Annotated in this window: 22 protein-coding genes and 1 pseudogene; 10 read left to right on the top strand and 13 right to left on the bottom strand. The window is 69.3% G+C overall.

What is annotated here, in order from left to right; translation table 11 throughout:
• Positions 1–4: 4 nt before the first annotated feature.
• On the top strand, positions 5–721 hold the full coding sequence (locus tag AC07XP_RS29455; RefSeq protein WP_495266672.1) for a Crp/Fnr family transcriptional regulator: 717 nt from the start codon (positions 5–7) through the stop codon (positions 719–721).
• Between the two features lie 13 nt (positions 722–734).
• Here AC07XP_RS29455 and AC07XP_RS29460 read toward each other — a convergent pair whose 3' ends face one another.
• The gene (locus tag AC07XP_RS29460) at positions 735–2,846 is read right to left on the bottom strand and encodes a PAS domain S-box protein (protein WP_495266659.1); all 2,112 of its coding nucleotides are present in this window, start codon (positions 2,844–2,846) and stop codon (positions 735–737) included.
• Positions 2,839–3,564: a winged helix-turn-helix domain-containing protein gene (locus tag AC07XP_RS29465; protein WP_070062099.1), complete on the bottom strand. Its 726-nt coding sequence runs from the start codon at positions 3,562–3,564 to the stop codon at positions 2,839–2,841. The genes AC07XP_RS29460 and AC07XP_RS29465 overlap by 8 nt, the downstream gene beginning before the upstream one ends.
• Before the next feature lie 181 nt (positions 3,565–3,745).
• Between AC07XP_RS29465 and AC07XP_RS29470 the strand changes: the two genes are divergently transcribed.
• Positions 3,746–4,930 (top strand): DesA family fatty acid desaturase, encoded by a 1,185-nt coding sequence (locus tag AC07XP_RS29470; RefSeq protein ID WP_070062100.1) that lies wholly within the window; start codon positions 3,746–3,748, stop codon positions 4,928–4,930.
• A gap of 21 nt (positions 4,931–4,951) precedes the next feature.
• Here AC07XP_RS29470 and AC07XP_RS29475 read toward each other — a convergent pair whose 3' ends face one another.
• Both AC07XP_RS29475 and AC07XP_RS29480 read right to left on the bottom strand, forming a co-directional pair.
• Positions 4,952–5,476, bottom strand: a complete 525-nt coding sequence (locus AC07XP_RS29475; RefSeq protein ID WP_495266660.1) for an OsmC family protein — start codon at positions 5,474–5,476, stop codon at positions 4,952–4,954.
• 119 nt (positions 5,477–5,595) lie between these two features.
• On the bottom strand, positions 5,596–6,108 hold the full coding sequence (locus AC07XP_RS29480) for a universal stress protein (RefSeq protein WP_492744522.1): 513 nt from the start codon (positions 6,106–6,108) through the stop codon (positions 5,596–5,598).
• 146 nt (positions 6,109–6,254) lie between these two features.
• On the opposite strand from AC07XP_RS29480, the gene AC07XP_RS29485 reads away from it, so the two are divergent.
• From AC07XP_RS29485 to AC07XP_RS29500, 4 genes and pseudogenes are all read left to right on the top strand, one after another.
• Positions 6,255–6,842, top strand: a complete 588-nt coding sequence (locus AC07XP_RS29485; protein ID WP_062479967.1) for a hemerythrin domain-containing protein — start codon at positions 6,255–6,257, stop codon at positions 6,840–6,842.
• A 65-nt stretch (positions 6,843–6,907) separates the two neighbouring features.
• Positions 6,908–7,471: pseudogene (locus tag AC07XP_RS29490) on the top strand (HD domain-containing protein); the annotation flags it as partial.
• A 24-nt stretch (positions 7,472–7,495) separates the two neighbouring features.
• Complete coding sequence (locus AC07XP_RS29495; RefSeq protein WP_495266673.1) at positions 7,496–7,993, top strand: GNAT family N-acetyltransferase; 498 nt, start codon at positions 7,496–7,498, stop codon at positions 7,991–7,993.
• Positions 7,994–8,022: 29 nt separating this feature from the next.
• Positions 8,023–8,451, top strand: a complete 429-nt coding sequence (locus tag AC07XP_RS29500; protein ID WP_062479965.1) for a hypothetical protein — start codon at positions 8,023–8,025, stop codon at positions 8,449–8,451.
• A 38-nt stretch (positions 8,452–8,489) separates the two neighbouring features.
• Here the strand turns inward: AC07XP_RS29500 and AC07XP_RS29505 are convergent, their stop codons facing one another.
• From AC07XP_RS29505 to AC07XP_RS29520, 4 genes are all read right to left on the bottom strand, one after another.
• Positions 8,490–8,936 (bottom strand): universal stress protein, encoded by a 447-nt coding sequence (locus AC07XP_RS29505; RefSeq protein WP_062479963.1) that lies wholly within the window; start codon positions 8,934–8,936, stop codon positions 8,490–8,492.
• Between the two features lie 103 nt (positions 8,937–9,039).
• Complete coding sequence (locus AC07XP_RS29510; RefSeq protein WP_062479961.1) at positions 9,040–9,585, bottom strand: Rrf2 family transcriptional regulator; 546 nt, start codon at positions 9,583–9,585, stop codon at positions 9,040–9,042.
• A 35-nt stretch (positions 9,586–9,620) separates the two neighbouring features.
• Positions 9,621–10,319 (bottom strand): Bax inhibitor-1/YccA family protein, encoded by a 699-nt coding sequence (locus AC07XP_RS29515; protein ID WP_062479959.1) that lies wholly within the window; start codon positions 10,317–10,319, stop codon positions 9,621–9,623.
• Positions 10,320–10,498: 179 nt separating this feature from the next.
• Positions 10,499–10,834, bottom strand: a complete 336-nt coding sequence (locus AC07XP_RS29520; protein ID WP_062479977.1) for a hypothetical protein — start codon at positions 10,832–10,834, stop codon at positions 10,499–10,501.
• A 244-nt stretch (positions 10,835–11,078) separates the two neighbouring features.
• On the opposite strand from AC07XP_RS29520, the gene ycaC reads away from it, so the two are divergent.
• From ycaC to AC07XP_RS29540, 4 genes are all read left to right on the top strand, one after another.
• Positions 11,079–11,705 (top strand): isochorismate family cysteine hydrolase YcaC, encoded by a 627-nt coding sequence (gene ycaC, locus AC07XP_RS29525; protein WP_062479957.1) that lies wholly within the window; start codon positions 11,079–11,081, stop codon positions 11,703–11,705.
• Positions 11,706–11,712: 7 nt separating this feature from the next.
• Positions 11,713–12,402 carry an isochorismatase family protein gene (locus AC07XP_RS29530; RefSeq protein ID WP_062479955.1) on the top strand — a complete coding sequence of 230 codons (690 nt, stop codon included), beginning with the start codon at positions 11,713–11,715 and terminating at the stop codon, positions 12,400–12,402.
• Positions 12,403–12,494: 92 nt separating this feature from the next.
• Positions 12,495–13,091, top strand: coding sequence for an NADPH-dependent FMN reductase (locus AC07XP_RS29535; protein ID WP_095746578.1), 597 nt, complete (start codon positions 12,495–12,497; stop codon positions 13,089–13,091).
• A 97-nt stretch (positions 13,092–13,188) separates the two neighbouring features.
• Positions 13,189–14,406, top strand: a complete 1,218-nt coding sequence (locus AC07XP_RS29540; RefSeq protein WP_495266661.1) for an acyl-CoA dehydrogenase family protein — start codon at positions 13,189–13,191, stop codon at positions 14,404–14,406.
• Between the two features lie 22 nt (positions 14,407–14,428).
• On the opposite strand, the gene AC07XP_RS29545 is transcribed toward AC07XP_RS29540, so the two are convergent.
• From AC07XP_RS29545 to AC07XP_RS29565, 5 genes are all read right to left on the bottom strand, one after another.
• Entirely contained in the window at positions 14,429–15,685 is a 1,257-nt protein-coding gene (locus tag AC07XP_RS29545; RefSeq protein ID WP_495266662.1) for a Zn-dependent hydrolase, read from the bottom strand.
• A gap of 18 nt (positions 15,686–15,703) precedes the next feature.
• Positions 15,704–17,143, bottom strand: coding sequence for a dihydropyrimidinase (gene hydA, locus AC07XP_RS29550; protein ID WP_495266663.1), 1,440 nt, complete (start codon positions 17,141–17,143; stop codon positions 15,704–15,706).
• A 26-nt stretch (positions 17,144–17,169) separates the two neighbouring features.
• The gene (locus AC07XP_RS29555; RefSeq protein ID WP_495266664.1) at positions 17,170–18,675 is read right to left on the bottom strand and encodes an NCS1 family nucleobase:cation symporter-1; all 1,506 of its coding nucleotides are present in this window, start codon (positions 18,673–18,675) and stop codon (positions 17,170–17,172) included.
• A gap of 124 nt (positions 18,676–18,799) precedes the next feature.
• A complete protein-coding gene (preA, locus tag AC07XP_RS29560; RefSeq protein ID WP_495266665.1) occupies positions 18,800–20,110 on the bottom strand; it encodes an NAD-dependent dihydropyrimidine dehydrogenase subunit PreA in 1,311 nt (436 codons plus the stop codon).
• A gap of 70 nt (positions 20,111–20,180) precedes the next feature.
• Positions 20,181–21,551 (bottom strand): NAD(P)-dependent oxidoreductase, encoded by a 1,371-nt coding sequence (locus tag AC07XP_RS29565; RefSeq protein ID WP_495266666.1) that lies wholly within the window; start codon positions 21,549–21,551, stop codon positions 20,181–20,183.
• Between the last annotated feature and the right edge of the window lie 212 nt (positions 21,552–21,763).

Here is a 21,763-nt window from a genome sequence, read left to right on the forward strand (position 1 = left end):
GCCGCTGCCGGCAGCGGTGCACAAGGAAGACGCGGGCCGCCGCACGGCCGAGCGCCTGCGCCTGCTGGCCGAGCAGCTGCAACCGCAGCGCCGCATGGTGCACACGGGCGACGTGATCTACCAGGCCGGCGAACGCTTCGGCAACCTCTACATCCTGAACTCGGGCTTCTTCAAGATCGTGAATCTCTCGGCCGACGGCCGCGAGCAGGTGGTGGGCCTCAAGTTCCGCGGCGACTGGCTCGGCTTCGACGGCATCGCGGGCCAGCGCTACGTGTGCGACGCGGTGGCGATGGACACGGGCGAGGTCTGGGTCGTTCCCTACGAATCGCTGCTGGCCGCCTGCGCCACGCACCCCGCGCTGCTACAGATGCTGCACGCCGCGATGAGCCGCGAGATCGCGCACGACCGCGATTCGCTGATGTCGGTGTGCACCTTGCCGGCCGATGCGCGCGTGGCCGACTTCCTGCGCTACTGGGCCGAGTCGCTGGCCGACCGCGGGATGCGCACGGACGAGATCACGCTGCGCATGACGCGCGCCGAGATCGGCAACTACCTGGGCATGACGCTCGAAAGCGTGAGCCGCGCACTCTCGCGGCTGGCGCGCGACAAGGTCATCGGCTTTGCCACCAAGGGCCGGCGCGAGGTGCAGATTCCCGACGTGGGCGCGCTCTCGGCCTTCGTGCAGCGCTGCCTGGCGCCGGCGCCCGCGATGCTTCAGTAAGAAGAGACGTCGTTCACTCGCGCGCAGCCAACAGCGCCCGCGCCATCGCGCGTGCAAGCTCGCTACGCGAATACGGCTTGCGCAGCAGCTCCCAGCCCGGGGGCGCTTCGCGGTCGGCGTCGAGCAGTTCGGCCGAGAAGCCCGACATCAGCAGCACCGCCAGCCGGGGTTGGCGTTGCACGGCCTCGGCGGCCAGCCGCGTGCCGCGCATGCCGGGGCCGAGCGCGATGTCGCTCAGCAGCAGGTCGAAGGGCGTGGCCTCGGCGGCCATCGCGGGCAACGCCTGTTCGGCATTGGCGGCGGTCGCGACCTCGCAGCCCAGCGTGGTGAGGAAGGTGTGGACCACCTGGCGCACCTCGGCGTCGTCTTCGACCAGCATCACGCGCAGGCCCGGGGCCAGCGTGGCCTCGGCTTCGATCTCCGTTGGGTCTTCGTCGACAGGCGTCGCAGCGCCCGCCGCATCGGCTTCGACCTGCGGCAGGTAGAGCGTCACGGTGGTGCCGGCGTTGAGCTTGCTGTCGATGGCGATGGCGCCGCGCGACTGCTTCACGAAGCCGTACACCGTGCTCAGGCCCAGGCCGGTGCCGCGCCCGGCTTCCTTGGTGGTGAAGAAGGGCTCGAAGAGGTGCTCCATGACCGCGTCGGTCATGCCGGTGCCACTGTCGGCGATGGAGAGCGCGACGAAGCGGCGGCCGGCGTCGGCGTCGCTCAGTTCCTGGCGCACGGTGGCGGGCAGGGCGTCGCAGGCCTCGGCGCGAAAGTGCAGACGCCCGCCCTCGGGCATGGCGTCGCGCGCGTTGATGGCGATGTTCAGCAGCGCCGATTCGAGCTGGCCCGGGTCGGCGCGCACGGCGGGGCAGGGGTCGTCGGCGTCGATCTCGATCTGGATGCGCTGGTCGAGCGTGCGGCGCAGCATGTCGGTGAGCGAGTGCAGCATCTGCCGCACGTCGACCGCGTCGGGCTGCAGCATCTGGCGCCGCGAAAAGGCCAGCAGCTTCCCCGTGAGCTCGGCGCCGCGCCGGCTGGCGCGCGCGGCGGCGGCCACGAGCTGCTGCGCGTAGCCGTCGGCCGCGAGCTGCGGCAGTTCTTCGAGCACCTGCAGGTTGCCCTGGATGATGGTCAGCAGGTTGTTGAAGTCGTGCGCGATGCCGCCGGTGAGCTGGCCCACGCTCTCCAGGCGCTGGGCGTGGTTCAGCGCCTCTTCGGTCTGCACGCGCTGCAGGCTGGTGGCGAGCAGGCTGGCCACCGATTCGAGAAAGCGGATCTCCTCGTCGCCGAAGCGCCGCGCGGCGGTGGCGCGCACCGACAGCATGCCGGTCACGCGGCCCCGGTCGGACAGCGGCACGGCGAGCGCGCTGACCAGTCCGGCTTCGAGGTAGGCGGGCGGCACGGTGAAGCGACGCTCTTCGCGGTAGTCGGTCACGACGACGGGGCAGCCTTGCGAGAGCACGTAGCCGGGTTGGGTGTCGGGCCGGTTGGCGATGCGCAGGCCCACGCTCTCGTCGGCGACCAGGCCCACGCCGCTGGCCAGGCGGAACTCGCGCTGGCTGCCGTCGAGCAGCCACACCATGGCGACCTCGACCTGCAATGCGGTCGCGACGATCTCGGGCACCTGCGCCAGCACCACCTGAAGGTCGCGCGTGTCGACCGCCAGCCGGCCCAGCTGCGCCAGGTGTTCGCTGTAGCGCGCGCGCTGCAGCGCCTGCTTCACGCGCGGGTAGGCGCCGATGTCGCGGATCGCGGCCACCACGAAGGGCAGGCCCTGGTTCTGCAGCGGGCTCAGCGCGATCTCGACCATCACCTCGCTGCCGTCCTTGCGCTTGGCCACGAGCTCCATGTCGGTGCCCATCGGGCGCGGGCGCGGCGCGCGGCCGTAGGCTTCGCGAAACGCCGCGTGGCGCGGGCGGATGCTGTCGGGCACCAGCGCTTCCACGCTCAGGCCCACGAGCTCGTCGGCCGCGTAGCCGAGCATGGCGGCGGCCGAGGGGTTGGCCAGCACGATGCGGCCCGACTGGTCCACCACCAGCAGCGAATCGGGATACGCGGCGAACAGCGAGCGGAACACGCTGCCTTCCTCGACGCCCGAGGGCAGGCCGGGAATCGAGGGGGCGTTGCCGTCAGCCATGGGTGACCGGCGGCACCAGGATGTAGCCCGCGCCGCGCACCGACTTGATGAGCTGCGGATCGTCGGCGTTGGCCTCGATCTTCTTGCGCAGCCGGCCGACCTGCACGTCGATCGTGCGGTCGAAGGGCGCTGCCTCGCGACCGCGCGTCTGCTCGAGCAGGAAGTCGCGCGAAAGCACGCGGCCCGGGTGCCGCGCGAAGGCGCACAGCAGGTCGAACTCGCCCGTGGTCAGCGCCACGGCCTCGCCCTGCGCGTTGCTGAGGCTGCGCGCGGCGGTGTCCAGGCGCCAGCCGGCGAAGCGCAGGCGCTCGGGCGGCGTGGGGGCGGCGGCGGCCGCCGACGCGTCGGGCGTGAGGCGCCGCAGCACGGCCTTGACGCGCGCCGCCAGCTCGCGCAGGTCGAAGGGCTTGGTCACGTAGTCGTCGGCGCCCACTTCGAGGCCCACCACCTTGTCCACCGGGTCGCCGCGGCCGGTGACGATCACCAGGCCGCAGCGCCAGTTCTCGCGCATGTGGCGGGCGATGGAAAAGCCGTCTTCACCGGGCAGGCCGAGGTCCAGCAGCACGAGGTCGGCCGGGTCGGCGGCCATGAGCGAGCGCAGCGCCGCGCCGTCGTGGATCTGGGTGACGCGATAGCCGTGGCCCTGGAGGTAGTTGGCCAGCAGCAGCGTGATGTCGACCTCGTCGTCGAGCACCGCGATGTGGGGGGCAGAAGTCATGCGGGGGCTGGGAGAAAAAACGCCGGCGCCACGGGGAAGGGCGCAGGGAGCCGGGAAGCGTAGCACGCAAGGCGCGGCTGCGGCAGCGGCAGCGGCCGCTGTTGATCTGGCGCAAGGCCCGCGGGCGGGGCGCTTCCGAGAATCGCGCCCGTTGTCCACAGGGTCCAGAAGGTACGAACGAATGGCATCTTTTCTTTTCTCGGGCGCGCTCGATCTCCCGTGGTGGGGCGTGCTGCTGGCCGCGCTGGCGCTGACGCACGTCACCATCGCCTCGGTCACCATCTTCCTGCACCGCCACCAGGCGCACCGCGCGCTCGACCTGCATCCCATCGCCAGCCACTTCTTCCGCTTCTGGCTCTGGATGACCACGGGCATGGTCACCAAGCAGTGGGCCGCGGTGCACCGCAAGCACCACGCCAAGTGCGACACGCCCGACGACCCGCACAGCCCGCAGGTGGTGGGCCTGAAGCGCGTGCTGTGGGGCGGCGTGCTGCTGTACGTGGCCGAGGCGCGCAACCCCGAGACGCTGAGCCGCTACGGCCACGGCACGCCCGACGACTGGCTCGAGCGCCGGCTGTACACGCGCTACCAGACGCTGGGCATCACCTGCATGGGCCTGATCGACATGGCGCTGTTCGGCGTGCTGCCGGGCGCGCTGGTGCTGCTCGTGCAGATCGCGTGGATTCCGTTCTGGGCCGCCGGCGTGGTCAACGGCATCGGCCACTTCTGGGGCTACCGCAACTGGCCCGCGTCGGACGCGAGCACGAACATCTTTCCCATCGGCCTGCTGATCGGCGGAGAGGAGCTGCACAACAACCACCACGCGTTCCCGACCTCGGCCAAGCTGTCGAACAAGTGGTTCGAGTTCGACATCGGCTGGGTCTACATCCGCGCGCTGCAGGCGCTGGGGCTGGCGAAGGTGAAGCACCTGGCGCCGAAGCCGCGCCTCACCACGCCGCGCGCCACCGTCGACCTGCTCACGGTGCAGGCGGTGATCCGCCACCACTACGACGTGCTGTCGAACTACTCGCGCTCGCTGAAGCAGGCCTGCACCGAGGAGCTGGCGCGCGTGCATGCGCTCGCGCCGAACAAGGCCCGCGCCTTGCGCGCCGCGCGGCCCTGGCTCGGCAAGGAAGAAAAGGCGCTCGACGCCACGCGCCATGCGCAGCTCACGCAAGCGCTGGTGGCTTCGCAGGCACTGGAAACGATGTACGCGATGCGGCGCGAGTTGACCGCGCTGTGGAGCCGCTCGGGCGCCACCGGCGAACAGCTCGTGAAGCGGCTGCAGGACTGGTGCGAGCGCGCCGAAGCCAGCGGCATCGCGCCGCTGGCGGCCTTTGCGGTGCGGCTGCGTTCCTACGCCTGAGGACGGCCCTCGCGGGTGCCGTCAGGCCGGCCCGACCTGCACCGCCACATCGAGCGGCACGGCCCGGCGCAGCGCACTGCCCACCGGGGAGTGGGCCTCGGCCCAGTGCACGAGGTCGCGCAACGCCTGCTCCGGCACGCCCTCCGCGGCGATCCGCACCGCGACGTGCATGCGGCTGGGGCCGGCGGGCACGGAGGCCGGCTCGCCGAGCAGGCCGCGGCTGTCCGACTGGCTGCCGACGACCACTTCGAGCGTCGTCAACGCGATGCCGAGCTGCGCCGCCCGCATGGCGATCACGGTCGTTTCGCAACTCGCCAGGGCGGCGCGCATGAACCAGCCGGGTGATGGCGCCTCGCCGTGGCCTCCGATGGCCTTGGGCATGTCGGTCGCGATGGATTCCCCCGTGGGTCCGGTCACGCGAAAGTGCAGGCCCGACACCAGCGTGGCCGTGGCCGGCTTGTCCTGGGTCAGGGCGTCCTGGGGATGCGTCGCGAAGTGGCTCGCGAGGGTGTCCATGGACTGCCGGATGTGCTGGGGTGAGCTCATGGCGCTGCTCCTTGAAACGGGGAACGGGCGGGCGGTTCTTGCGCGAAAGAAGCCGCGAGCGGAGCAGGCCATTCTGGGCGCGGTGCCGGGCCCCGTCAAACCGGCGGCGGGCGGCCGGCCTACTGGTTTGCGACCTGTCCGTCCGGCAGGCTGAAGCGCTCGGACTCCACCTTGGCCGCGGCTTCGGGCGCGCGGATCAGCAGCACCGGCACGGGCGCCACCCGCAGGATGTGTTCCGCGCTGCTGCCCATGGCCCAGCGGCTCAGGCCGCGCCGCCCGTGCGTGCCGAGCACGATCAGGTCGGCCTTCGAATCGACGGCCTCGGTCACCACCTGGTCGTGGACCGCGCCGGCCTTGAAGCCGTCGCGCAGCACGACCTCGGCCTCGACGCCCGCTTCCTGCGCCTGGGCGCGGGCCTTCTCGAGCAGCGTCACGGCGTTGGCGCGCAGCGCCCCGAGCCAGTCGCCCGAATGGCCGACGTAGACGTCCATGCCGAGCGCGAACGAGAGCTCGTCCAGGATGTGGACGATGCGCAGGCGGCCGCCGGTGAGTCGGGCCAGGCGGATGGCTTCGGCCAGGCCTTCGGCGGAGGTGGAACTGCCGTCGACGGGAACCAGGATGCGTTGGTACATGGTGTGGAACCTCCAGGGTGCGTTGATGAGAAAGAGGAGATGCCATGCCAGTCTGTGCCTGGCTGCGTGCACGGGCCTTGATCTGGAACAAGCCTGGGCCGCCTCGGGCTTGCGACCCTTGGGGCCTTCGAAAGAAGGAGACCCTCATGACACATGCCGCCGTCCGGATCATTCGCCAGGAGCACGCCGCGTTGGCGGCCATGCTGCGTTCCATCGTGATGCTGCTCGACCAGCACCGCCGAAAGGGCACGATGCCCGACTTCGCGACGTTGCGCGCGATGCTGTTCTACGTGGACGAGTTTCCCGAGAAGCGCCACCACCCGAAGGAGACCGAGCTGCTCTTTCCCCGGCTGCGCGCCTGCACGCCGATCTCGCGCGACCTGATGGACAAGCTCGACAACGACCATGCCTGGGGCGAGCGCAAGATCCGCCACGTCGAGCACGCGCTGCTCGCCTTCGAGATGCTCGGCGAGCCGCGCCGCCTGGCCTTCGAGCAGGCGATGAACGAGTACGTGAGCTTCTACCTGGACCACATGGCGCACGAGGAACGCGAGATCCTGCCGCTGGCCGAGCGCGTGCTCAGTGCCGACGACTGGCGCGAGCTCGACGCGGCCTTCGGCGAGAACCGCGACCTGTTTTCCAACCACCCCGCGCCCGACGAGGTGTATGCGTCGCTCTTCACGCGCATCGTCAACGCGGTGCCCGCGCCGATCGGGCTGGGGCCGGCGCTGTAACGACGGCCTGTGTCCGGATCGCTTAGGCTCGGCCTGAACTCATTCAGGACCAACGAGACGGCGAGATGGACATCGATCAGATCAGGGGAAGGCTGGACTTCCTTCGCGAGGCCGAGCGCCTCAAGAGCGTGCTGCGCAGCGCGCACACCGCCTCGGGCCGCACCGAGAGCACGGCCGAGCACAGCTGGCGCCTGTGCCTGATGGCCATGGCCTTCGAGGACGAGCTGGCCGACCTGGACCTGCTCAAGGTGCTGAAGATGTGCGTGGTGCACGACCTGGGCGAGGCGATCCACGGCGACATCCCCGCCATCGTGCAAGGCGCGCATCCCGACAAGAGCGCGCAGGAGCGCGAAGATCTGCGGCTGCTCACGCGCACGCTCGACGCGCCGCTGCGCGCGGGCATCCTGGCGCTGTGGGACGAGTACGAAAAGGCCGAGACGCCCGAAGCCCGCGCGGTGAAGGCGCTGGACAAGCTCGAGACGCTGCTGCAGCACAACCAGGGCGCGAACCCGCCGGACTTCGACTACGAATTCAATCTCGGCTACGGCCAGAAGCACACCGGCAGCCGGCCTCTGTTCCGCGCCATGCGGGCGTTGGTGGATGCCGACACGCAGAAGAAGGTGGAGGCTGCGCGGAGGGCGCAGGCGGGGCCGGTGGTTCGCCCCGAGCAACCGGGCGACGAAGCCGCGATCCGGCAACTGACGGTGGCGGCGTTTGCCGAGGCACCGCATGCCGACGGCACCGAACACCTCATCGTCGACGCCCTACGCGCGGCCGGCCAGCTCACGCTGTCGCTCGTGGTCGAGGAAGGCGGCGAGATCGTCGGTCATGTCGCGCTGTCGCCCGTGGCGATCTCGGACGGCACGACTGGCTGGCATGGCCTGGGCCCGATCTCGGTGGCGCCCGCGCGCCAGGGGCAGGGCATCGGCCGGCTGCTCATGGAGGCCGCGCTGGCGGGCCTGCGCGCGGCCGGGGCGCAAGGCTGCGTGCTGCTGGGCGATCCGGCCTTCTACGGCCGCTTCGGCTTCGCGGTGCGGCCCGGCCTGGTGCTGCCGGGCGTGCCGCCGGAATATTTCCAGGCCGTGTCGTTCCACGGCGCATGGCCGGCGGGCGAGGTGCGCTACGACCCGGCGTTCGGCGTGGGAAGCTGAGGCGCGGGCCGTTCATAATCGCCCCCGTCATGCCTGCCCGCCACCTGCCTTCGGACACTGCCCATGCGCCGCGCGTGAAGCGCGCGCAGACCTCGGTGTCCGCGCGTTCCGCGACCCCCGAACCACCCCGCCGCCGCATCCATGACGGTGGTGCGTCCCGCAGCCTTGCGGGCTTCACCGCGATGGAGAGCAGCGCACCGGCCCGCGCGCCGTCTGCGGCGCGACCGCGCAACTGGCGCACGACCCTGCTGGGTGTGGCGCTCGGGCTGGTGATCGCGATGCTGTTGCTCATGAAGTGGCTGCTCGACTACCAGGTCGATGCCGCGCAGGCGCGCCACGCGCAGGAAGCCCAGGCGCGCACGCAGGCCGCGCGCTGCTTCGGCCGCGATGCCGGGCCGTCGTGCCCGCCGGCCGGTCGCACGGTCGTCGAGACCGTCGAGTCCGCAGCGACGAGATAACCCCGCGCACCGCGTGCGCGGTGCCTCATTCGTTCAGTTCAGCGCAGCACCAGCACCGGAATGTGCGAGTGCGTCAGCACGTGCAGCGTCTCGCTGCCCAGCAGCAGCCGTGCGAGGCTGCGGCGCCCGTGCGAGGCCATCACGATCAGGTCGCAGTCCTGGTTCTTGGCGGCGTGGATGATGGCTTCGGCCACCTGGTTCGACTTCATGACCACCGCGTCGGCGCGGCGCACGCCCTTGGCCAGGGCGGTGTCGCGCACCGCATCGGCCACGCGCTGGGCCGCCTGCTCGACGTGTTTCTGGTTGGCCTCGAAATCCGTCTGGTTCAGCAGCATCGAGCCTTCGAAGTAGCCATAGGGCTGGATGTGTGCGACGTTGACGCTCACCAGCTCGGCGCCGGTCAGCAACGCGAGGTCGATGGCCGCGGCCACCGCCTTGTCCGACAGCGAAGAGCCGTCGGTTGCGACGAGAACACGCTTGTACATGGCAGGCTCCTTGGCCCCCGGCACCGCGGGTGCCCTCACTGCCCAGTCTAGGTCGCGGGGCCCGGTCTTTCAAGGCGCGGCGCAGCGGCCGCGCCGATCGCCGTCAGCTGCTCGTGCTGTGGCGCCGGCCCAGTGCGAACACCGAGTTCGGTGCGTCGACCACGAAGGGCTTGCGCACCGGCGAGCCGACCACGGCCGTGGTGCGGCGCGCGGCCGCGCTGGTGGCGGGCTGCACGCCCTTGGCCTTCTGTTCGTCGACCAGGCTCTGCAGCGAGATCGAGCGCAGGAACTCGACGGCGCGCAGGTTCACGGAGGCCCACAGGTCGTCGATCTCGCAGCGGCCGGGCTCGTCGGCCGAGCCGGCGGCGCGCGGGCGGATCTTGCTGGCGCCCAGGTCTTCGATGGTGAGCACGATGTCGGCCACCGTGATCTCCGCGGCCTTGCGGCTGAGCGAGTAGCCGCCGCCGGGGCCGCGGGTGGATTCGACCAGCCCGTTGCGGCGCAGCTTGGCGAACAGCAGTTCCAGGTACGACAGCGAGACCTGCTGGCGCAGGCTGATCGAGGCCAGCGTGACGGGGCCCGAGCGGCCGTGCAGGGCGATGTCGATCATCGCGGTGACCGCGAAGCGGCCCTTGGTGGTGAGGCGCATGGTGTTTCCTTCCTTGCTTGTCGTTCTGTGTGCGCTTACTCGTCGCGGCCGCCGGCGATGCCCAGCAGGGCCAGCAGCGACTGGAACACGTTGTAGAGGCTCAGGTACACGCCCAGCGTGGCCGAGATGTAGTTGGTCTCGAGGCCGTCCTTCACGCGCTTCAGGTCGTGCAGGATGAAGGCCGAGAAGATGCCGATGGCGGCGACCGACAGCGTCATCATCAGCGCGCTCGACTGGATGAAGACGTTGGCGATGCCCACCACCAGCAGGCCGATGGCGCCCACGAAGAGCCACTTGCCCATGGCCGAGATGTCGCGCTTGATGACCGTCGAGAGCATGGCCATGCCCAGGAAGATGCCGCCGGTGCCGGCGAAGGCGGTCATGACCAGGCTGGCGCCGTTGGACAGGCCGAGCACGCTGCCGACCAGGCGCGACAGCATCAGACCCATGAAGAAGGTGAAGGCCAGCAGCACGGGCACGCCGGCGGCGGAGTTCTTGGTCTTCTCGATGGCGTACATGAAGCCGAAGGCGCCGCCGAGGAACACCATGATGCCGATGCCCGGCGACATGGCGCGCGTGAGGCCGGTGGCCACGCCGAGCCAGGCGCCCAGCACGGTGGGCACCATCGACAGCGCGAGCAGCCAGTAGGTGTTGCGCAGAACGCGGTTGCGTTCCTGGACCGAGGCCAACGGTGCGCCGAAGCTGGAGGGGTAGGCCGATTGGCTGGAGTTCATCGAAAAATCCTGAAAAAAGAGAGAGGGCCGGACGGGTCGCATGACACGTGCGGCGGGGCCGTCGAACGGCTGAAAAGAAGGGGCAGGGGCGTCGCGCTAAACAGGCGACGGGCCGGATGGATGAGCGCAAACGCCCGGACTGTTTCAGTCCTCAGGCGTTCGCTCGCCGCCGCGCGGCCTCAGGCGGCGAGGAGGGCGTGGGGCCGGGGTGGCCGCTTGGGCCGGTCGAGCAGCGGCGAGAGCACCGAGGTGGAGCCCAGCCGCGGCGGTTGCGCGGACAGCACCAGCAGGTTGCGCGCGTGGGGACGCGCATCGACCAGTTCGGCGTGCTCGGAGCCCGCTTCGTCCATGGCGGACGGGTCTTCGGACGATGTCTTGCCGATGTCCTTGTCACCGCCATCGGCCAGCGAGGCGGCGAGCGTCGCGACGGTCTGGCGTTCGCCGGACGACGACGTCACATGGTGGCCGCCGACCAGCCCGTGCGCGAGCACGGCGAAGCCGTAGCAGGACAGCATGAAAGCGAGGACGGTAGCGGCAAACCAGCGGGACATGTAGGGGTATTTTACCCGCCGCGAGGGATCGGCTCCGGCGGGCGCGAATTCATCCGACCTGCGCGCACGGGTGTTGCCATCGTCCATCGGGTGGAACGCTGCAGGCAAATTTCGCCGACTACCGGACTTTCGGGCGCGCTTTTACGCTGACGGACATGCATCGGGGGCCATTTTTCCCCGGCATTCAACCTCACAAAGGAAGCCTCTCATGTCCAAGCCTTACACCCGTCTCGACAAGAACGATGTCGCCGTGCTGCTGGTCGACCACCAGACCGGCCTGCTCTCGCTGGTGCGCGACATCGACCCCGACAAGTTCAAGAACAACGTGCTGGCCCTGGCCGACATCGCCAGCTACTTCAAGCTGCCCACGGTGCTGACCACCAGCTTCGAGAACGGCCCCAACGGCCCGCTGGTGCCCGAACTGAAGGCCCAGTTCCCCGACGCGCCCTACATCCCGCGCCCCGGCCAGATCAACGCCTGGGACAACGAGGACTTCGTCAAGGCCGTGAAGGCCACGGGCAAGAAGCAACTGCTGATCGCCGGCGTGGTCACCGAGGTCTGCGTGGCCTTCCCGGCGCTGTCGGCGCTGGCCGAGGGCTTCGACGTGTTCGTGGTCACCGATGCGTCGGGCACCTTCAACGACGTGACGCGCCAGGCCGCGTGGGACCGCATGTCGGCCGCCGGCGCGCAGCTGATGTCGTGGTTCGGCGTGGCCTGCGAGCTGCACCGCGACTGGCGCAACGACATCGAGGGCCTGGGGACGCTGTTCTCCAACCACATCCCCGACTACCGCAACCTCATCACCAGCTACACGCAGCTGACCCAAGGAAAGTGAGCACCCCATGACCACACCGAACACCGTCGCCAACTTCAACGGCGCCAAGCCCGTCATCGACCCCGACGACGCCGTGATGCTGCTCATCGACCACCAGAGCGGGCTGTTCCAGACCGTGAAGGACATGCCGATGACCGAGCTGCGCTCCAACGTCACCACGCTGGCCAAGGTCGCGACGCTGGCGAAGATCCCGGTCATCACCACCGCCTCGGTGCCGCAGGGGCCGAACGGGCCGCTGATTCCCGAAGTGCACAAGTACGCGCCGCATGCGCAGTACGTGGCGCGCAAGGGCGAGATCAACGCCTGGGACAACCCCGAGTTCGTGGCCGCCGTGAAGGCGACCGGGCGCGGCACGCTGATCATCGCGGGCACCATCACCAGCGTGTGCATGGCCTTCCCGAGCATCGCGGCGGTGCACGAGGGCTACCGCGTGTTCGCGGTGATCGACGCCTCGGGCACCTACTCGAAGATGGCGCAGGAGATCACGCTGGCGCGCGTGGTGCAGGCCGGCGTGGTGCCGATCGACACCGCGGGCGTGTGCTCCGAAGTGCAGAAGACCTGGCACCGCGACGACGCCGCGCAATGGGCCGAGGCCTACAGCGCCGTGTTCCCGCCCTACCAGCTGCTGATCGAGAGCTACATGAAGGCGCAGGAGGTCGTGACGAACAGCGAGCAGCTGGATTCGCAGCGCGCCTGACCCTCTCGATGCGACACTGACGACCGCCGCGCCGCACGCCCTTCGCGTGCGGCGCGGCTTTCCTTATTTCAACGCACGGCAAGGAGCCCCGCATGGACAGTCCCCGCATCCTGATCATTCCCGGCAGCGCCCGCGACGGCTCGCTCAACCGCCGGCTGGCGGCCGTGGCCGCGGCCACCGCGCGCGCGGCGGGCCTGCAGGTGACGGAGATGGACCTGCGCGCGCTGGCGCTGCCCGTGTACGACGGCGACCTCGAAGCCGCCTCGGGCGTGCCGGCCGGCGCGCACGAACTGCGCAGCGCCATCGCGGCGAGCGACGGCGTGCTGATCGTCACGCCCGAGTACAACGGTTTTCCGACGCCGCTGGTCATCAACGCCTTCAGCTGGCTCTCGCGCATTCCACCCGGCGAGGGCCATGCGGGCGGGCTGGCCGCCACGGCCAACAAGCCGGCCGCGCTGCTGTCGGCTTCGCCCGGGCCGCTGGGCGCGCTGCGCTCGATGAACTTCCTGCGCCAGTACCTGCAGATGGCCTTCGCCATGCTGGTGGCGCCGCAGCAGTTCGCGCTCGGGCGCGCGAACGAGGCCTTCGAGGCCGACGGCACGCTGAAGGACGCGCGCGCCGCGCAGTCGGTGCAGAAGGTGGTGGCGGCGCTGGCCGCGCTCGCGACCGCGCTGCCCACGCCACGCTGACTTGCTCAGGGCGGCGTTCGTGCTGTCGCGCGAACGACCGTCCCGATCCGCATCGCGACGTATCTTCGACCGCACATTGGAAGAAGGACGAGACGACATGCAATTCGAATTCACGCCCCGGGTGCTCGCGCTGCGCGCCGAGCTGCTCAAGTTCATGGACGAGCACGTCTACCCGAACGAGAAGCGCCGCGAGGAAGAGCTGGCCGCCAACGCCCGCGCCGGCCGCCCGTATGCCGAGCTGCCGATGATGGCCGGCCTCAAGGCCAAGGCGCGCGAGCGCGGCCTGTGGAACCTGTTCCTGCCCGAGTCGGAACACGGCCCGGGCCTGTGCAACGTCGAGTACGCGCCGCTGTGCGAGATCATGGGCCGGCGCTACTGGTGCGCCGAGATCTTCAACTGCTCCGCGCCCGACACCGGCAACATGGAAGTGCTGGCGCGCTACGGCACCAAGGCGCAGCAGGAACGCTGGCTCACGCCGCTGCTGGCCGGCGAGATCCGCTCGTCGTTCGCCATGACCGAGCCCGAGGTGGCCTCCAGCGACGCCACCAACATCCGCTGCAGCATCCGCCGCGAGGGCGACGAGTACGTCATCAACGGGCGCAAGTGGTACATCACCGGCGCCATGAACGAGCGCTGCGAAATCTTCGTGCTGATGGGCAAGACCGACCCCGACAACGCCGACCGCCACAAGCAGCAGTCGATGGTGCTCGTGCCCAAGAACACGCCCGGCATCACCATCGTGCGCGACATGCAGCTGCTGGGCATGTACGACCCGCCCTTCGGCCATCCCGAGATCGTGTTCGACAACGTGCGCGTGCCGGTCGAGAACATCCTGCTGGGCGAGGGCCGCGGCTTCGAGATTGCGCAAGGCCGCCTCGGCCCCGGACGCATCCACCACTGCATGCGCGCCATCGGCATGGCCGAGGCCGCACTGGAGATGATGTGCCAGCGCTTGGTGTCGCGCGTCGCCTTCCACAAGCCGCTGTCGGAGCAGGGCGTGTGGCGCGAGCGCATTGCCGAGTCGCGCATGCTGATAGAGCAGTCGCGCTGGATGGTGCTGAATGCGGCCTACCGCATGGACACCGTGGGCAACAAGGTCGCAGCGAAAGAGATCGCCATGATCAAGGTGCTCACGCCCAACAACTGCGTGAAGGTGATCGACTGGGCCATGCAGGCCTTCGGCGCGATGGGCCTGAGCCAGGACACGCTGCTCACGCACTTCTACGCCTACGAGCGCCACCTGCGCGTGGCCGACGGCCCCGACGAAGTGCACCGCAACGCGATCGCCAAGCAGGAGCTGGCGGCGTACCAGTAACGGCAGCGCCGCCGCGAGCGCGTCAGTCCACGCGCTTCGCGCGTTCGAGCATGGCGTGCAGCAGCACGTTGCAGCCGGCCGTCAGATGGTCGGGCTGCGCGTCCTCGATCTCGTTGTGGCTGATGCCGTCCTTGCAGGGCACGAAGATCATGCCGGCCGGTGCCAGCCGCGCGGCATAGATCGCGTCGTGGCCCGCGCCCGACACCACGTCCATGGTCGAGTAGCCGAGCTTTTCGGTCGCGCGGCGCACCGCATCCACGCAATCGGGGTGAAACGGGCAGGGTGGAAAGTACGACACGCGCTCGATCGTCACGCCCAACCCGGTCTCGCGCCCCGTGCGTTCGACGAAGGCGAGGATCTCGCCGTGCATGCGGTCGAGCAATTCGCCGCTCACGTTGCGCAGGTCGACCGAGAACTTCACCTCGCCCGGAATCACGTTGCGGCTGTTCGGGTGCACCTGCACCATGCCGACCGTGCCGCGCCCGTAGGGCGGGTAGCGCAGCCCGATGGCCACCACCTCCTGCATGATCCGCGTCGCCACCTGCAGCGCGTCGCGACGCAGGTGCATCGGCGTGGGGCCCGCGTGCGCCTCCATGCCGGTGACGACGCAGTCGTACCACGAGAGGCCGAGCACCGCCGGCACCACGCCGATGACCTTGTCCGCATCTTCCAGCACCGGCCCCTGCTCGATGTGCGCCTCGAAGTAGGCGCCGATGGGGTGGTCGCCCGGCGTCTGGTCGCCGATGTAGCCGATGCGTTCCAGCTCCTCTTGCACCGTCTTGCCTTCGGTGTCCTTGGCCGCATAGGCGTGCTCGAGGCTGAAGGCGCCGCAGAAGACGCCCGAGCCCATCATCACCGGCACGAAGCGCGAGCCTTCCTCGTTGGTCCAGAACGCGACTTCGATGGGCGCCTCGGTGCGAATGCCCTGGTCGTTCAGTGTGCGCACCACCTCCAGCGCCGACAGCACGCCGTAGTTGCCGTCGAACTTGCCGCCGGTGGGCTGCGTGTCGATGTGGCTGCCCGACACGATGGGCGGCAGCGCGGGGTTGCTGCCTTCGCGGCGCATGAAGACGTTGCCGATCTTGTCGACCGTGATGCTCAGGCCGGCCGCCTTGCCCCACGACACCACGAGGTCGCGGCCCTGCTTGTCGAGGTCGGTCAGCGCCAGCCGCTTGACGCCGCCCTTGGGGGTGGCGCCGATGCGTGCCAATTCCATCAGCGAGTTCCACAGGCGCTCGCCGTTGATCGTCAGCACCTGCGTGTCCACTGCTGCATTCATGTATGACTCCTTGGGGGTTCAGCGCGCCACGGCCGTGGGCGCGTGCTGCTGCTTGAAGCGTTCGAGCGCGGTGAACATCGGCGCGAAGGGCGGGCGCTTGAGGTAGCGGCCGGTGCCCGGCTCGGCGCGCAGGTCGCCGTCGCGCCAGACCCAGCGGCCCGCGCTCACGGTGTGGCGCGGCACGCCTGTGACTTCACGGCCTTCGAAGATGTTGAAGTCGCTCTTCGAGTGCTGCGTCTTCACCGACAGCGTCTTGGTGGCCTTCGGGTCCCACACCACGATGTCGGCGTCGGCGCCGGCCTGGATCACGCCCTTGCGCGGGTACAGGTTGAACAGCTGCGCCGCGTTGGTGGAGGTGACGCGCACGAACTCCGAGGGCGTGAGGCGGCCGGCGTTGACGCCCGCGTCCCACAGCACGGCCATGCGCTCTTCGACGCCGCCGCAGCCGTTGGGAATTTTCGTGAAGTCGTCGCGGCCGGCCGCCTTCTGCTCGGCGCAGAAGGTGCAGTGGTCGGTGGCGGTGGTGTGCAGGTTGCCGCCCTGTAGGCCGCGCCACAGCATGGCCTGGTTCTCGCGCGAGCGGAAGGGCGGGCTCATCACGTGGGCGGCGGCGCGCGCGAAGTCGGGGTCGCGGTAGGCGCTCTCGTCGACTACCAGGTGGCCGGCCAGCACCTCGCCGTACACGCGCTGGCCGCGCGCGCGGGCGCGGGTGATGGCGTCGAGCGCTTCGCCGCACGACACGTGCACCACGTAGATCGGCACGCCCAGAACGTCGGCGATGGCAATGGCGCGGTTGGCCGCCTCGGCCTCGACCATCGGCGGGCGCGACAGCGGATGGCCTTCGGGGCCGCGGATGCCCTGCGCCAGCAGTTGCTGCTGCAGCATCGCGACCAGCTCGCCGTTCTCCGCGTGCACCGTCGGCATGGCGCCGAGCTCCAGCGAACGCTGGAAGCTCTTCACCAGGATCTCGTCGTCGGCCATGATCGCGTTCTTGTAGGCCATGAAGTGCTTGAAGCTGTTCACGCCATGCTCATGCACCAGCGTGCCCATGTCCTTGTGCACGCTGTCGTTCCACCAGGTCACGGCCACATGAAAGCTGTAGTCACCGGCCGATTTATCGGCCCAGCCGCGCCACATGCGAAAGGCGTCCATCAGCGACTGCTGCGGGTCGGGAATCACGAAGTCGATGATGCTGGTGGTGCCGCCGGCCAGGCCGGCCGCCGTGCCGCTGAAGAAGTCGTCGGCCGCGACCGTCCCCATGAAGGGCAGCTGCATGTGGGTGTGCGGATCGATGCCGCCGGGCATGACGTAGGCGCCCCCGGCGTCGATCACCTCGGCGCCCGCCGGCACTTGCAGGTCGGTGCCGACCTGGAGGATCTTGTCCCCCTGGCAGAGCACGTCGGCACGGTGCTCGGCATCGGCGTTGACCACCGTGCCACCGCGAATGAGTACGGTCATGGCGTGGGTTCCTTTTCTTTCTTGCTTCAGCTGGGGTTCTTGAGGGGCGGGGCCAGGCCCTGAAGCTGCGGCGCGCGCGCCTTCATCAGCCCCATGTAGACCACGGCCGACAGCACCACGCCGACGAACCAGGCGTAGGTGTAGATCGTCTTGAAGAACTCGGGCATCGACGGCACGGCCGACGGAAAGGCGGCGTTGAGGAAGCCGGGGATGTTCGGCAGCACGCCGACGATGAAAGCGACGATGGCCGCCATGTTCCAGCCGTTGCCGTAGCTGTAGGCGCCGGTCTCGCGGTAGAGCGCGTCGACGTCCAACTCCTTGCGGCGAATCAGGTAGTAGTCGGCAATCAGGATGCCGGCCACCGGCCCCAGCAGCGCCGAGTAGCCGATGAGCCAGGTGAAGATGTAGCCCTGCGTGGTCTCCAACACCTTCCACGGCATCATCACGATGGCGATGCCGGCCGTGATGTAGCCGCCCGTGCGGTACGAGATCTTCTTCGGGTTGAGGGCAGAGAAGTCGTAGGCCGGGCCCACGAGGTTGGCCGCCAGGTTCACGCTCACGGTGTCGATCAGCAGGATGATGAGCGCGAGCAGCACCGCGGCGCCGGTCATGCGGCTGGCCAGGTCCACCGGGTCCCACAGCGCCTTGCCGTAGATGACCACCGTGGCCGAGGTGACCATCACGGCCATCATCGCGAGCAGGCCCATGGGTGCGGGCAGGCCGATCACCTGGCCCACCACCTGGTCGCGCTGCGAACGCGAGAAGCGCGTGAAGTCGGGGATGTTCAGCGCCAGCGTGGCCCAGAAGCCGACCATGGCCGTGAGCGACGGCCAGAACACCGCCCAGAACATGCCGGCCTTCTTGCCGCCGGCCTCGAACTGCGAAGGCTGGTCGAAGATCGGGCCCAGGCCGCCCGCGCGCTGCACGGCCCAGTAGAGCAGGGCGATGCACACGATGATCTTCAGCGGCGCGGTGTAGGTTTCGAGACGGCGGATCGACTCGATGCCGTGCACCACGAAGTACAGCTGGATGGCCCAGAAGATCAGGAAGCACACGAGCTGCGCGCCGTTGATGCCGAGCATCGGCAGTTTGTCGCCGCCCAGCGGCTGGCCCATGAGCACGCCGACGAGCGTGTAGATCATCTGGCCGCCGAACCAGGTCTGGATGCCGTACCAGCCGCAGGCCACGATGGCGCGCAGCAGCGCCGGCAACCGCGCCCCGCGCGTGCCGAACGAGGCGCGCGCCATCACCGCGTAGGGAATTCCGTACTTCGCGCCCGCGTGGCCGATGAGAAGCATCGGCACCAGCACGATGGCGTTGCCGAGGAACACGGTCAGCACCGCCTGCCCCCACGACATGCCGCCCTCGATCAGGCTGGCCGCCAGCATGTAGGCGGGGATGCACATCACCATGCCCACCCAGAGCGCGGCGAAGTGGTACCAGCGCCACGTTCGCTGCGCCAGCGTGGTGGGCGCCAGGTCCTCGTTCCAGAGGTTTGCGGCGGGTGCGCCGCCGTGCTGTGGGGTCGTCATGTGGGTTTTCTCCTGCACGTGTGTCGTGCTTCTGGCCGTGTGGTCGTTCCCCTCCCGCCGCCGCCCGGTCTGCGCCGGGCTTGGTCATTCACTTGCTCACTCACTCGCTTGTTCGATATCCCGTTCAGGCGGGGCTGCCGGTGCGCATCGGGTTGTTGGGGTGCGTGGTCCAGTTGGCGTAGTGGCCGACCACCGGGTGGCCGGTGCGCGCGTCCGTCTCGCCGGCCTTCAGCGTGCGCATCGACAGCGCGCCGGGCACCGGGCAGATCGACACGCACAGGTTGCAGCCCACGCACTCTTCTTCCTTCACCTCGAAGAAGCGCATGCCGTCTTTCGTGGCGCTGATGGCCTGGTGCGAGGTGTCTTCGCACACCACATGGCAACGGCCGCACTGGATGCACAGGTCCTGGTGAATCACGGCCTTGTCGACGTGGTTCAGGTTGAGCTGCTGCCAGTCGGTGATGCTGCCGACCGCACGGCCGCGCAGCTGCTCGAGGTTGGCGTAGCCCTTCTGGTCCATGAAGTTCGAAAGGCCGTCGCACAGGTCCTGCACGATCTTGAAGCCGTAGACCATGGCGGCGGTGCACACCTGCACCGAGCTGCTGCCCAGCGCGATGAACTCGGCCGCGTCGCGCCAGGTCGAGACGCCGCCGATGCCCGAGATGGGCAGGCCGGCGGTCTGCGGGTCGCGCGCGATCTCGGCCACCATGTGCAGCGCGATGGGCTTGGCGCCGGGGCCGCAGTAGCCGCCGTGCGAGCCCTTGCCGTCGGTGTGCGGGAACATCGCCATCGCGTCCAGGTCGACGCCCATGATCGAGTTGATGGTGTTGATGAGGCTCACCGCGTCGGCGCCGCCCTTCTTGGCCGCGCGCGCGGCGGGGCGGATGTCGGCCACGTTGGGCGTGAGCTTCACGATCACCGGCAGCTTGGAGTAGTGCTTGCACCACTCGGCCACCATCTGGATGTACTCGGGCACCTGGCCCACGGCCGCGCCCATGCCGCGCTCGCTCATGCCGTGCGGGCAGCCGAAGTTCAGCTCGATGCCGTCGCAGCCGGTGTCTTCCACCATCGGCAGGATGTTCTTCCAGGCCTCTTCGGTGCAGGGCACCATGATCGAGGCCACCAGCGCGCGGTCGGGCCAGTTGCGCTTGACACGCGTCATCTCTTCGAGGTTGGTGCGCAGCGGGCGGTCGGAGATCAGCTCGATGTTGTTGAAGCCCGTCACGCGGCGGTCGGCCGCATACGACACGGCATAGCGCGGCCCGTGCACGTTGACCACGTTCGGGTCTTCGCCCACGGTCTTCCACACCACGCCGCCCCAGCCGGCCTCGAAGGCGCGGACCACGTTGATCTCCTTGTCGGTCGGCGGCGCCGAAGCCAGCCAGAAAGGGTTGGGGCTGCGGATGCCCACGAAGTCGATGCTCAGGTCTGCCATGTGAATTGCTCCTGTCGCGCCGCGGCGCGCACGGATGAATGGAGTAAAGGGAAGGGAGGGCGCTGTCGCGTCAGGCGGCGCGCAGGTGGCGGTCGATGGACAGCGCGGCCTGCTTGCCGTCTTCCACCGCCTCGACCGTGAGGTCGCGCCCGCCGAAGCGCGCGTCGCCGCCGGCCCAGACCTTCGGGAGCGAGCTGCGGCACTCGGCGTCGGTGTCGATGCGCCCGCCTTGCAAGCGCACGCCGCTGTCTTCCAGCGCGGTTGCGACAAAGCTCTGGCCGATGGCGCACAGCACCATGTCGGCCTGCAGCGCCAGCGCTTCGCCGGTCTCGACCAGCTTGCCGTCGACCAGCGCGGTGCGCGCGAAGTCGATGCCGCGCAACACGCCGCCCTTGGCGCGCAGGGCCTTGGGCGCGGCCCAGTGGATGATGCGCACGCCGTTCTCCTTGGCCCAGCTCTGCTCGTCGACCGAGGCGCCCATGGTGTCCGCGCCGCGCCGGTAGACGATGCTCACGTCTTCCGCGCCGAGCTTGCGCGACTGCACGGCCGCATCCACGGCGGTCATGCCGCCGCCGATCACCACCACGTGGCGGCCGATGGCCACGTCGGCCGGCGAGGCGGCCTGCCGCAGCTCGGCGATGAAGTCCACCGCATCGCGCACACCGGCCTGCTCGCCCAGGCCCAGCGTGTTCACGCCGGCCAGGCCTAAGCCCAGGAACACCGCGTCGTATTCGGCGGCGAGCGCATCCAGGTGCAGCTCGCGGCCCAGTGCCTGGTTGTTGCGCACCTCGATGCCGCCGACCGACAGCAGCCACTCGATCTCGCGCTGCGCGAAGTCGTTCACCGTCTTGTAGCTGGCCAGGCCGTATTCGTTCAGGCCGCCCAGCTTGGGGCGTGCATCGAACAGCGTCACCTGGTGGCCCTGCACCGCCAGGCGGTGCGCGCAAGCCAGGCCGGCCGGGCCCGCACCGACGACGGCAATGCGCTTGCCCGTGTCGGCCGCGCGCACGAACAGCGGCGCGCCGGGCGCGTCGAAGAAGGCATCGGTCGCATGGCGCTGCAGCAGGCCGATCTCGACCGGCTTGCTCTCGTTGCTGTTGCGCACGCAGGCCTGCTCGCACAGCACCTCGGTCGGACACACGCGGGCGCACATGCCGCCCAGCGGGTTCTCTTCGAGGATGGTGCGCGCGGCGCCGCGCAGGTTGCCGTCGGCAATGCGGCGGATGAAGGTCGGGATGTCGATGCCCGTGGGGCAGGCCGTCTGGCAGGGCGCGTCGAAACAGTAGTAGCAGCGCTCGGCCTCGATGTTGGCCTGCACCACGTTCAGCGGCGGGTGGGCGTCGCAGAAGTTCTTGGCGTACTGCGCGGGGTCGAGACGGCCGGCGCGCACATCGGAGGCAATGTGCGCGCTGGGCGCGACGGGATTCATCGTGCTGCTCATGGGCTTTCAAGCTCCAGGTCGTGGTGGGGTAACCGTGTGCGACATGAGAGATCGAGCCCTCATGAAGTTTGACCAAGTGGTCGAATGTCGCGATGATTCAGCAAACGAGGGGTGCCGCCCATACACAGTTGGCGCGGCGCACGAGAAAGTGTTTGCCGCTGTCGACCATGCTGTTTGGTGCACTCCCCAGCACAGTTGCCCAGGGCAAACCC

This window comes from Variovorax sp. GW531-E2, from assembly GCF_059423125.1.